Source organism: Cytobacillus sp. IB215316 (genome assembly GCF_033963865.1).
GTDB classification, from domain to species: Bacteria; Bacillota; Bacilli; order Bacillales; family SM2101; genus Nanhaiella; species Nanhaiella sioensis.
Genome location: NZ_JAXBMC010000001.1, coordinates 319,035 through 331,913, shown reverse-complemented (window position 1 = coordinate 331,913; position 12,879 = coordinate 319,035). Strand labels below are relative to the sequence as shown.

Sequence of the window (12,879 nt, the reverse complement as noted above, 5' to 3'; positions counted from 1 at the left end):
TGCATTTATATTTCTCTACGTAATAATTGTAGTTTTCCCTTCTGGCTGAAAATATTTCATTAAATATACAAGGAAATATAAAAAAATTAGCGAAAGAGTAAAGATGGCAAAAAGCTAATAGAGGAGGTACATTGTTTGTTCAAGAAGATATGTTTATTTGTCCTAATTCTTGTTATTCTTATACCTAATAATAAAATTACTTATGCTGAAACAGAAACAATAGCAGTGAATGTTCCATCATTAAATGTGCGTACAGGACCTGGTTTATCATATGAGGTCATTACAAATGTTAAACAGGATGAACACTTTACATTAATAGCTACAAAAGACGATTGGATTCAAATACAATTACCAAATCAACAAACTGGTTGGGTGGCCTCATGGCTGGTCACCCAAAATCTCACTACAGAAAAATATAGCTCGACATCAACAGTTACTGCAATTGTAGATGAGCTACGTATACGACAAGGTCCAGGAAGTAATTTTGAAATTATTGGTTCGATGAATCAGGGTGATCATGCTAATGTAATTGAGCAACAAGTGGATTGGACAAAAGTTTCATTTGCCAGTCAAGTTGGATGGGTCTCTTCACAATACTTGTCACTATCTGATTCTGATTTATCCACTCCTATGGAACAAGCACAAATCATTGCTCAAATATCTGTGGATAGCTTAAATGTTAGAAGTGAACCTTCTCTAGAGTCAGAAATTATCGGCCAGCTTCATAACGGAGAAGAAAATGCAATATTAAGTGAGCAAGAGAATTGGCTTGAAATTTCATACATGAATACTTCTGGCTGGATTCATCGATCATTTGTCAATATTATTAATAAACAACAACAGGAAATTGACACATTAAACCGCAACGAGCACACCGATGGTTCTGATTCAGAACATGAGGAGCAGCAACACACAGATATAAAAGGTGTAGTAACAGCAACGACACTTAACGTAAGGAGCAATTATTCATTAGATGGAGACATTGTAGGTAATATACCTCAAGGAGAAGAGGTACTCATATTAGAAGAAAATAACAAGTGGTATAAAATCAATTGGCTCGGAGGTGAAGGCTGGGTTGCTAGCTGGTACGTCAAGCTTTTAGAAGAACAAAATAACCCTAACACGGTAAACGAACCTAAAGAGAAAGAAAATACTGTTCGTATTTTACATAATGGTACAAATTTACGAGATAAGCCATCAACGACTGCAAAAACAGTCGTACGTGCAAATGAAGGTGATACTTATCCAATCCTTGATATTGATGGAGATTGGTATAAAATTCAACTACCTAATGAAAGTACTGCCTATGTTGCAGGCTGGATTGTCAAAGCATCTACTAACGTACCCATTATAGAAAAAAGTGGCATTGAACAATATTTAAAGGATAAAATTATCGTCATCGACCCTGGACATGGTGGACGTGACGGCGGAACAACTGGTTTGAAAGGTTCGCTCGAAAAGAACATTACTGTTAGGACTGCAAACATCTTAGAAGACAAGCTAACTGCTGCAGGAGCTACAGTCTTTTTAACTAGAGAAGAAGATATTTACGTATCGTTAAGAAACAGAGTAAGTATTTCACATTACTATAATGCTGATGTCTTTATTAGTTTACATTACGACAGTACTACTGATAGAGGGGTAAGTGGCATTACTTCATTTTACTATGACGAAACAAAGGATAAACAATTAGCAGTATCTTTACATGAACAACTTATTAATTATACTAATTTAAATGACCGAAGTGCCCGATTTGGCAATTATCATGTATTAAGAGAAAACAAGCAGCCATCAGCCCTTCTCGAATTAGGGTTTTTAAGCAATAATGAAGAAGAATTAATGATCAATTCAACACACTTTCAAGAAGCGATAGGCAATGCACTCTATTATGGGCTCGCACAATATTTTAATAACAATTAGAGGTTGTCCAGAAAGTCATTCAATGACTTTCTGGACAACCTCTTCATTTACGCTCTCTCACTATCAATGATTAATGTCACTGGACCATCATTGATAAAGTCAACATCCATCATTTTTCCGAATTGACCTGTCTCAACAATAGCACCATTGTTCATTAATTGTTTATTAAAAAAATCATAAATGGCTTTCGCCTGCTCAGGTTTAGCTGCTTCCATGAAATTAGGTCTCCGTCCTTTACGGCAATCACCATATAATGTGAATTGTGATACAGATAGTACTTGCCCACCGACATCTAATAATGAAAGATTCATTTTTCCATTGTCATCTTCAAATATTCGAAGATTAACAATTTTTTCAGCTAAATATTTGGCATCTTCTTCTGTATCTGTATGCGTTACACCTACTAGCAATAAAAGCCCATGAGAAACTTGGCCAACTGTTTGTTCATTTACGATGACCTTTCCGTTTTTAGCGCGTTGGACGACTACTCTCATATCGTTAATCCTCTCTAATTCATGATCCTTCTAACAGAATAAACATCAGGAATCTGCTTAATTCTCTCTACTACTTTTTGTAAATGACTAATGTTTTTTATAAAAATGGCCATATTTATCATTGCCATTTTATTACGGTCTGTTTTCCCTGTGACAGATGAAATGTTCGTTTTTGATTCATTAACCGCCTGCAGAACTTCATTAAGCAGACCTCTACGATCAAATCCTGTTATCTCAATCTCAACATTGTATTCGCGACTTTCTTTAGCATGACCTTCCCACTCGACAGGAATAAGTCTTTTCTCAGCATCTTCAGTATTAATGTTGGGACAATCAGCACGGTGTATGGAAACGCCTCGTCCTTTTGTTATAAAGCCAACAATTTCATCACCTGGAACAGGATTACAACATTTTGATAATCTAATGAGCAAGTTGTCAATTCCTTGCACACGAACTCCTGCATCACGTTTTTTTGCTTGAGGAATAGGAATTTGTCTTACTTCCGATGCAGCTTCTGTAATATTCTTCTCTAGTTCATCGTCTTTCTTTTTGCGCCATTTATCGGTAAGACGCGTAACAACTTGAGCAGCTGTAATTCCATTAAATCCAACAGCTGCATACATATCTTCTTCATTATTGAAGTTGAACTTTTCAGCAACAACCTTTAAATTTTCTGGTGATAATACTTCTTTCACGTCAAACTCAAGATTCTTAATTTCTTTCTCAATAAGTTCCTGCCCTTTTTCAATATGCTCTTCACGTCGCTGCTTCTTGAAAAATTGTCGAATCTTATTTTTCGCTTGAGAAGTTTGAGCAAGCTTTAACCAGTCTTGACTTGGACCATAAGAATGCTTCGATGTTAATATTTCAATGATGTCACCTGTTCTTAATTTATAATCAAGTGTTACCATTTTTCCGTTAACTTTTGCACCAATTGTCTTATTACCAATTTCTGAATGAATACGATAAGCAAAATCAATAGGAACCGAACCAGATGGTAATTCGATTACATCGCCCTTTGGTGTAAAGATATATACCATATCCGAGAACAAATCAATCTTTAAAGATTCCATAAATTCTTCAGCATTTGTTGCATCATTTTGCCACTCTAAAATTTCCCGGAACCAAGTCATTTTCGTTTCAAATGAGGATTTATCACTAACAGCTTTACCTTCTTTATATGACCAATGGGCCGCTATCCCGAATTCTGCGATTTGATGCATTTCAGTCGTTCGTATTTGTACTTCCATAGGCTCACCTTTAGGGCCTATAACAGTCGTATGAAGAGACTGGTACATATTAGGCTTTGGCATTGCTATATAATCCTTAAACCTGCCAGGCATAGGCTTCCAACACGTATGAATAATGCCTAAGACCGCATAGCAATCCTTGATGCTATTTACAATAATCCTCAAAGCCAACAAATCATAGATTTCATTAAATTGTTTATTTTGTAGAATCATTTTTCGATAAATACTGTAAATATGTTTAGGGCGTCCATATATTTCTGACTTAATCGATACATCATTTATCTTTGTTTTTAAGTCCTGTATCGTTTCAGCTAAGTATTGCTCTCTTTCAGCCCGTTTTTTCTTCATCAAGTTCACAATGCGATAGTATTGCTGAGGGTTTAAATATCGTAAAGCAGTATCTTCTAGCTCCCATTTTATTTTTGATATTCCAAGGCGATGAGCCAATGGGGCGAAAATTTCAAGAGTTTCATTTGATATACGCATTTGCTTCTCATGTGGTAAATGCTTTAATGTACGCATGTTATGCAAGCGATCTGCTAGTTTTATTAAAATTACGCGAATATCCTTTGCCATAGCAACAAACATTTTTCGGTGATTCTCAGCCTGTTGTTGTTCATGAGATTTATATTTAATTTTACCGAGCTTTGTTACACCATCTACAAGCATAGCAACTTCTTTGCCAAACTCAGTTGTCATTTTTTCAATTGAAGTATCAGTGTCCTCTATAACATCGTGAAGAAAACCTGCTGCAATCGTTGCAGGATCTAACTCTAAATCTACGAGTATTCCTGCTACTTGAATAGGATGAATAATATATGGCTCACCAGATTTTCTAAATTGATCATGATGAGCTTGCTCCGCAAACTGATATGCATTTGCGATAAATTCAATATCGTCTTGTGACAAGTAAGCTCTCGCCTTGTCAATTACCTGTTCAGCTGTTAACACATGTTCATTAGCCATGATATCACCTTTACAATAAGTATTGTATTTATTATCATGAAATTTCGAGTAGATGTAAAGTATTGATTAAACGGAAAATCTAGCCGACACATGATAATGGCGGAATGTCGTCATCCATGACTCTCCCCGAAAAGCATGCACTCCACTTTTTAGCCGGGGCTAGGTCCGATCGCTAGACATCTGAAAAACAATTTCAAGCATCTCCATTACCCCCAAAGACAAGCATTAGCATTATATCGCCATGAAGGTGTTTTACCTTTTTACGATTTGGGGGGATTTGTGAAAGATATAGACATAGGTTGATCTTATATAATGGTTTTTTTCGCATTAATTATTGCTTTTCGTACTAAGAGCCAAACACGTACACAACTAGAGTTCGAGGCATCTTTCCTTCTATGCAACAATGACCATGTAAAACCAATATTTTTTGTAATAATTAGCTTATAATAGCAACAAAGTTTACGAAAAGAACCTATTTAATTGATAAAGCTTGAAAAAAGAGCCCTCTTCAAAATGAGCGCTCTCTTAAATTCTATGTTAAGCGTGTGGAAAAACTTAAAATTCCATTAATGAAAGAACATCGTAATTATCAATCTTGTTTCGCCCATCTAAATACGAAAGTTCGATTAAAAAGGCAATTCCTGCCACGACTCCACCTAACTCTTCTACAAGCTTGATTGTTGCTTCAATTGTACCACCAGTTGCTAATAAGTCGTCAGTTATTAATACTCTTTGTCCTGGCTTTATCGCGTCTTTATGAATCGTAAGCACATCTTTTCCATACTCTAATCCATAATCTACCTTTATCACATCACGAGGTAATTTACCTTCTTTTCTTACAGGTGCAAACCCTACTTCTAAAGCATATGCTACTGGACATCCAATAATAAATCCTCTTGCTTCTGGTCCAACTACTAAATCAATTTTTCTTTCACTTGCATATTTCACAATTTGATCTGTTGCATATTTATAGACTTCACCTTTATCCATAATCGTGGTGATATCTTTAAATTGTATTCCTTCTTTAGGAAAATCTGGTACTACGGTAACATACTTTTTTAAATCCATTCGTTCACTGCCTCCTGCGAACCTTTATTATTATTGTTATCAAACCAATGCTTCAATTGTTGATATGATGAATACGAAAATGTACGTTCAAGCTCAAGCTGTGCTTGTTTTGAGCGATACGTTATTGACTCAGTCAAATCCCTTTTTTCTGTATGATTTGATATAGAAATGAATCCATTGTCTATTTTAACAAATTCTAATTCAAAAAACACCTTTGACATAAATTCTATCGTTTCTTTTGTCCATCCTTTATGAATAGCTAACTTTTCAGCGTAGCGGTTCAAATCGAAAGAACCTTTTTGTACTAAAAAGCGATAATACCAAGAAAAGTGTTTTCGAGTTGGTATTGTAGTAAAAAAATGATCTTGTTCATGGTGGAACAATGCGTATATTCGTTCAGGTAAACCAGCATGTTGTAGCAAACTTATCTGCTCAATCGATGATGGTAGGTCTACCATTATAACGTGTTTTGAACTTATGTCGATAACATCATCGTGCGCTTCAACTTTATAAATAACATTCTCGTATTCGCTAAGTTGTAATTTACTTATCGTTTGCTCGTTAAAGATGATTAGCTGTAGTTTATGTGATGGAATAAGTTCAATCAATTTTTCTACATCTTTTGTACCCCTATAATCAAAAAGCTGCCACTCATTCACGCTAATATCTTGCAGCATTAACTGAGCCTTTCGATTATTGTTCCACTCATTAATAGCTAAATCTCCTACGACAGATACTCGAGAAAGTGGAGATATATCATCATACAAATAACCAAATCTAAAAGCAATTGTATCTAATTGACTTCCAGCTTCTTCAAGCACTACTTTCAAGTGTGCTTGATCAGTCCCAATCTTGCGCATATCACTAATATTGACATTATCTATCAAAAACTTAGGCTTTGGATTGTTCATTCCATATGGTGCCAATTTTCCTATTTGTTCAATTGTTGAAATTGTCACTTCGTCTATTGAACATGTGGTATCTATATTGGTAATTGGTACATATTCCTCTTCGATTAAAACATCTTGAGCTATAGCATTTAATCGGTATCGTAAATCTTCAATATCTTCAAGTTGTAGTGTCATTCCTGCAGCCATAGGATGGCCTCCAAAATGAGGTAAAATATCACGACATTTTGATAAATTTGCGAATAAATCAAAGCCTTCAATACTTCGAGCAGATCCTTTAGCCAGTCCACTTTCCTGATCAACACTTAAAACAATTGTTGGACGGTAAAATTTATCCACAAGACGAGAGGCAACAATACCGATAATCCCTGAATTCCAATCTTCGTCTGCAACAATTAGAACAGCATTGTCGTCTAGAGGGTATTGTTCTTCAACTTGTTTTATCGCTTCTTCTGTTGTTTTATTTACTAGCTGCTGACGTTGCTTATTTAACAAATCTATTTCATTAGCAAGGTGGGAGGCTTCCTCTACATTATCAGTCATAAGTAAATGTACTGCTGGATCAGCCGAATCTAACCTACCAACTGCGTTAAGTCTCGGTGCAATAGCAAAGCCAATTGTATCTTCATTAATTTCATTTGCATCAACACGACAAACTTTCAATAATTCTTTTATACCTTTTCTAGATGTCACTTGAAGCTTTTTTATTCCTTTATATGCAATTAGACGGTTTTCTCCTGATAGAGGTACTAAATCAGCAATTGTTCCAATGGCGACAATATCTAAGAGTGATGTCGGTACCTCGCCAAGTAATGCATGGGCTACTTTAAATGCAACACCAACCCCTGCCAAGTCTTTGCACGGATATACACTATTTGGTTTTTTAGGGTGGATAATTGCTAACGCATCAGGAAGCTCAGGACCTGGCTCATGGTGATCAGTTATAATTAAATCTAACCCTAATTCCCCAGCAACCGTCGCTTCATTTAAAGCAGCAATTCCAGTATCTACAGTTATGATTAGCGAAAACCCTTCTTCTTTTGCCCATTTAAAAGCTTCTTCGTTCGGACCATATCCTTCTGTGAACCGATTTGGTATATAGAAGTCTACCTTAGCTCCCATTTCATTAAGAGTTGATAATAGGACTGCTGTACTACTAACACCATCTGCATCATAGTCACCAAAAATGAGAATCTGTTCTTCAAGTTCAATTGCTTTCTTTATTCTTGCAATTGCAACATCCATATCTTCTAGTAAAAACGGGTCATGAAAATCTTGATTTTCTATATTTAGAAAGGCATGAGCATCTTCAACAGTATCTATGCCACGATTGATGAGTAATTTTGCAACAAGAGGGGTAATACTTAGTGCATCGGCAAGCTGCTGTACTTGTTCTTCATTACATTCATTTATTTTCCATCGAGTTTTAGACTGTAGCATACTATCTCCCCTTTATTAAAACAAGCCCTATTATACTAGAGAGCTAGTTGTGTTTCAAATTCAATCTATTGCCAGCTCAGACTTTATTAATTTATTGTCTCTAACCTTACCCCTTTTTTAATACATAAGACTGTTTTCATATAGAATGTTGTTTTTAATATAAAAAATAAATTTTTAGTCGCATCTTTTCTTCTATTTTATGAAGAAAAAAGTTTACGAAAAGTGCCTACATAAAAAAAGCCGCAGTACATGTACTACGGCTATTGCAAAGGGTTATTTCGCAGCTGTTTAATTTGGTAACAACAGCAACAAAGTATTCGAAAAGAGTCTTTGCAAAAAACGTTTTTTTTAGCTCAAATTGTTCTCTTACTGTTGTTTTGAAGGATTTCTAAGACCTAGCTTCTTGCTTTTCCAAACTAACCAAAGCTGAGATGCGATAAACATGGATGAATATGTTCCTGCAACTAAACCGATCAGTAGAGCAAATGAGAAGTTTGTAATTGATTCACTTCCGAATATTAACAATGCACCTACAGCAATAACTACAGTAAGCACCGTATTAATAGACCTTGCTAACGTTTGCTGTAGACTTTTATTTACAACAGCTGCTAGATCTTCAAATGTTTTAATTTTCTTTTTCTTCTTATAGTTTTCACGTATACGATCAAATGTAACAATCGTATCATTAATCGAATAACCTACGATCGTTAAGACCGCAGCGATAAATGTTAAATCGACTTCGAGTCTAGTTAAACTAAAGAATGCAATAATGAAAAATGAGTCGTGTAACAATGCCACAATGGCTGCTAACGCCATCGTCATTTCAAACCGAATGGTAACATAAATGATGATACCTATAGATGCAATCAATACAGATATGAATGCATTACGAGCTAGTTCCTTACCGATAGTTGGAGAAACCGTACTTACATTAGGCTCTTGACCATATTTGTCAATAAAATGAGACTTTAGTTCATTAATTTTAGCTTGCTCAAGTACTCCTAAAAAGCGTGCAACTGCAATTTCATTATTTGTTCCTGAAAGTACGATCTCATCATCTGGTACTAAACCTATCTGACCAAGCTCTTCAGTTACTTCTTTTGCTGTGAGCGATTGACTAGCACCGATTTCTACCCTCGTTCCACTTTCAAAGTCTATGCCGAGATTAAGCTTCATTGTTAATAGGAGAATCACTCCAACTACAATCATAGCCCCTGAGAATAGGAAAAATTTCTTACGATGCTTTACAAAATCAACCTTATCAAATTTTGTCGATAACTCTGTTTCATCTGTTACGTCTGCAATATCTAATATATCCGCTTGCTTAACTCCAAAATAACTAGGCTTTTTATTTAGGAAGCGGCTATTCACCCACAAGCCAAGCAAAATTCTTGAGCCATATACAGCAGTAATAAAGCTGACGATAATACTTACGATTAACATCGTTGCAAACCCTTTAACTGAGCTTGTCCCATAAACAAACAATACTGTTGCTGCTAACAGTGTAGTAATGTTAGCGTCTAGAATGGTTGATAGCGACCTGCGGTTTCCAGCCCGGAAAGCAGACATCGTCGATTTACCTAGCTTAATTTCTTCCTTAATTCGCTCATATGTAATGATATTTGCATCAACAGCCATACCTACACCTAGGATTAACGCAGCGATACCTGGTAAAGTTAAAACACCATTCATTAAATCAAAAACGAGTAAAATGAGGAAAATATAAATGCTTAAAGTAATTGTTGCGATTAATCCCGGAAAACGATAATAACCGATCATAAATATAAAGATGATTGCAATTCCGACAATCCCCGCAAATACCGTTTTTTCCATTGCTTGTTCACCGAATTTTGCACCTACCGATGTAGAATAAATCTCTTTTAGATCTACTGGTAGCGCTCCGGCATTCAACAAATCAGAAAGCTCTTTCGTTTCAGCTACAGTAAAGTTACCTGATATCATTGGTGTTTTAATATTCAATACTTCATTTACATTTGCAACTGATAAAATTTTATTACTATTGGTGTTCTTTAACTCTTCAAATGAGTCTACACCTTCTTCGAAATCAAGCCACATAACTAATTGATTATTTGGAGCCATATTTAAAATTTGTTCTGTAACTTGACCAAATTTATCTGCATCTTTTATTGTAAGGGATACAATCGGCGCTCCATTTTCATCGAAAGATGGACTCGCGCCCCCCTCTTCCAAGTCTGTACCATCTAACATAATATTGTCATTAACATCTCTAATCGTTAACTTTGCACCTGTTGATAGGATTTCTCTTGCTTTATTTTGATCCTCAACACCTGCTAATTGCACACGAATTCGATCTGTACCTTCAATCTGAATACTCGGTTCACTCACACCTAAAACATTCACACGTCGGTCCAGAGCTGCAGCTGTACTTTCTAAAATAGAGTTGGTTATTTCTTCATCCTCATGTACGGGTATAGCCTCATATAAAACTTCAAAGCCCCCCTGTAGGTCAAGACCTAACTTAATGTCGTTGGTTATTCCTTTTAGCGTATAGCCCATCGTGCTGCCAATCACTAGCACGAGCAAAAAAAACGCTACGATGCGACCTCTTTTTACCATAACTAAAAATCCTCCTTAAAATTAACAAAAAAGCACAAGCACCTTAGAAATATTCTTTGCGTTAATAATGTATATCTTATATGTCTGTAACCTTGTCTAACAAAACAATTATGAAACATATTTAACTACCTGTCAATTTCACACTAAATATGCATTGTTCAATAAAAGATATACCCGCCTACAATAGTTGATTCAAGACGTCTTTTCCTTCTTCACTAAATAAACTTGGTGCTTTATATGCTTCAATTGTTATATAGCTCATATATTCGCTTATCGTAAGGCTCAAAATATCATTTACCATTTCGTAAAGTTTCTTTCCTTCTTTTACACGCTTCCACTTTTTTTTCTTTAAGCACTCCCATAGCTGCTCCTCAGTTACATCTTCATAACCAAACATGCAGAACTCTTCTAATTTACTCGTTAGAGCAGGTTGACAAATTGCTTTAAATTGTTCAAGAACATCCAATTTATTATTCAATATTATCCACTCCTACGTTAGAAATAGAAAACGTTTAAATGTTATGAAACAACCTCGTATTTCTTTTCCCATACTTGTCATGCTTGGCCAACCCACATGCATATAGTTAATTGTATATGATATCACCCTTTTTGAGAAGGTAGGGACCAAGATGACAAAACAAACATTTTTGAAAGGTACGCTTATACTCGTTATAGCTGGTTTAATAACAAGAATTCTAGGATTTATTAACAGAGTAGTAATTGCTAGAATGATTGGTGAAGAAGGCGTTGGCTTATATATGATGGCCGTGCCAACATTAATTCTAACAATTAATTTAACCCAGCTTGGACTTCCTGTTGCAATATCAAAGCTCGTAGCAGAAGCAGAAGCAGTTGGTGACAGAAGAAAAATCAAAAAAATATTAGTTATCTCGTTATCAATTACTCTTATTACGAGCGTTATTTTTACAAGTGGAATGATTGGATTTGCCCCATTACTCTCCAATACGCTATTAACCGATTCAAGAACACTTTATCCTTTGTTAGCGATTTCCCCAATTGTTCCTATTGTTGCATTGTCATCGGTTATGAGAGGATATTTCCAAGGGAAGCAGAATATGAAACCACCAGCTATTTCACAGGTGATAGAACAAATCGTCAGAATTACGCTCGTAGCAGTCTTTACAAAAGCTTTTTTACCTTATGGGATTGAATTTGCTGCTGCAGGTGCAATGATTTCTGTAGTGATAGGCGAATTTGCTTCGCTTATTTATATGATAACGATGTTTAAGCTGAATAAGAGAATAAAAGTTAGACGACATTTTTTTAAATCAATGAAAGATGGAAAAGAAACGTTTAATGGGCTGATGAGAATAGCATTGCCTACTACTGGAAGCAGATTAATTGGTTCAATTTCATGGTTTTTTGAACCCATTGTCGTTGCCCAAAGCCTCGCTATAGCAGGACTCTCAATATCTCTTGCTACAAGACAATACGGGGAATTAACAGGATATGCCCTTCCATTAATGTTCTTACCCTCTTTTATTACTCATTCATTACAAGTTGCACTAGTACCTGCCATTAGTGAGGCTGCTGCAAATAACAAAATGCAGATCGTGGAATATAGGCTACAGCAAGCATTACGTCTATCTTTTGTTACTGGAGGTTTAGCTGTAGTAGTTCTTTATATTTTTGCCACACCTCTTATGGAGATTATGTACGGGACTAGTAATGCAGCAATATATGTAAAATTAATGGCTCCTTTTTTTATTTTACATTATTTTCAAGGTCCATTACAAGCAACACTTCAAGCTCTTGATTTGGCAAAAGCCGCTATGATTAATAGTTTAATAGGGGCAATCGTTAAATTAGCTGCAATATTTGCCTTAGCAACTCAGCCAGAAATAGGAATAATGGGGGCTGCACTCGCTATTGTCGTATCAATGATGCTAGTTACTCTACTTCATTTTTCTACAGTATTAAAAGTCATTTCCTATACTTTTTACGTAAAGGATTATATAAAAACGGGATTAACAATTGTCATTTCAGGTATTGTTGGGCACTATGTATTTTCTTATTTATTAGCTATAGATTCATTAATATTTAGAACGTTATTTGCGATTATTAGTACATCTCTCACATATTTTCTATTATTAATTATCTTTAACTTAATCAAACCTGATGAGCTCGCTCGGGTACCTATTTTAAGAAAATTATTTACAACTAGCGGCAAATAATTTAAAAGGTAAAAAAATGTACATCTAGCAATCGTTATCC

The 12,879-nt window shown here is 35.5% G+C and carries 8 protein-coding genes; 2 read left to right on the top strand and 6 right to left on the bottom strand.

Annotated elements, in window-relative coordinates; translation table 11 throughout:
• The first annotated feature begins 135 nt into the window (after positions 1-135).
• Complete coding sequence (locus tag SLH48_RS01475) at positions 136-1,920, top strand: SH3 domain-containing protein (RefSeq protein ID WP_320256773.1); 1,785 nt, start codon at positions 136-138, stop codon at positions 1,918-1,920.
• 47 nt (positions 1,921-1,967) lie between these two features.
• On the opposite strand, the gene dtd is transcribed toward SLH48_RS01475, so the two are convergent.
• The 6 genes from dtd to SLH48_RS01445 form a co-directional block, all read right to left on the bottom strand.
• A complete protein-coding gene (gene dtd / locus SLH48_RS01470; RefSeq protein WP_214480412.1) occupies positions 1,968-2,414 on the bottom strand; it encodes a D-aminoacyl-tRNA deacylase in 447 nt (148 codons plus the stop codon).
• Positions 2,415-2,428: 14 nt separating this feature from the next.
• Positions 2,429-4,630 (bottom strand): RelA/SpoT family protein, encoded by a 2,202-nt coding sequence (locus tag SLH48_RS01465; protein ID WP_214480413.1) that lies wholly within the window; start codon positions 4,628-4,630, stop codon positions 2,429-2,431.
• A 555-nt stretch (positions 4,631-5,185) separates the two neighbouring features.
• Positions 5,186-5,698, bottom strand: coding sequence for an adenine phosphoribosyltransferase (locus SLH48_RS01460; protein WP_214480414.1), 513 nt, complete (start codon positions 5,696-5,698; stop codon positions 5,186-5,188).
• Positions 5,689-8,046 (bottom strand): single-stranded-DNA-specific exonuclease RecJ, encoded by a 2,358-nt coding sequence (gene recJ, locus SLH48_RS01455; RefSeq protein ID WP_320256772.1) that lies wholly within the window; start codon positions 8,044-8,046, stop codon positions 5,689-5,691. Before recJ ends, SLH48_RS01460 begins: the two co-directional genes overlap by 10 nt.
• A 366-nt stretch (positions 8,047-8,412) precedes the next feature.
• Positions 8,413-10,644 carry a protein translocase subunit SecDF gene (gene secDF, locus SLH48_RS01450; protein ID WP_320256771.1) on the bottom strand — a complete coding sequence of 744 codons (2,232 nt, stop codon included), beginning with the start codon at positions 10,642-10,644 and terminating at the stop codon, positions 8,413-8,415.
• 178 nt (positions 10,645-10,822) lie between these two features.
• On the bottom strand, positions 10,823-11,122 hold the full coding sequence (locus SLH48_RS01445; protein ID WP_320256770.1) for a post-transcriptional regulator: 300 nt from the start codon (positions 11,120-11,122) through the stop codon (positions 10,823-10,825).
• A 151-nt stretch (positions 11,123-11,273) separates the two neighbouring features.
• Here SLH48_RS01445 and spoVB point away from each other — a divergent pair, with 151 nt between their 5' ends.
• Positions 11,274-12,839, top strand: coding sequence for a stage V sporulation protein B (spoVB, locus tag SLH48_RS01440; protein ID WP_320256769.1), 1,566 nt, complete (start codon positions 11,274-11,276; stop codon positions 12,837-12,839).
• Positions 12,840-12,879 lie beyond the last annotated feature (40 nt).

Coding starts and splice junctions, on each gene's coding strand:
- dtd (WP_214480412.1), bottom strand. CDS start 2,414: ATGAGAGTAGTCGTCCAACGCGCTAAAAACGGAAAGGTCATCGTAAAT.
- secDF (WP_320256771.1), bottom strand. CDS start 10,644: ATGGTAAAAAGAGGTCGCATCGTAGCGTTTTTTTTGCTCGTGCTAGTG.
- spoVB (WP_320256769.1), top strand. CDS start 11,274: ATGACAAAACAAACATTTTTGAAAGGTACGCTTATACTCGTTATAGCT.
- recJ (WP_320256772.1), bottom strand. CDS start 8,046: ATGCTACAGTCTAAAACTCGATGGAAAATAAATGAATGTAATGAAGAA.
- SLH48_RS01465 (WP_214480413.1), bottom strand. CDS start 4,630: ATGGCTAATGAACATGTGTTAACAGCTGAACAGGTAATTGACAAGGCG.
- SLH48_RS01460 (WP_214480414.1), bottom strand. CDS start 5,698: ATGGATTTAAAAAAGTATGTTACCGTAGTACCAGATTTTCCTAAAGAA.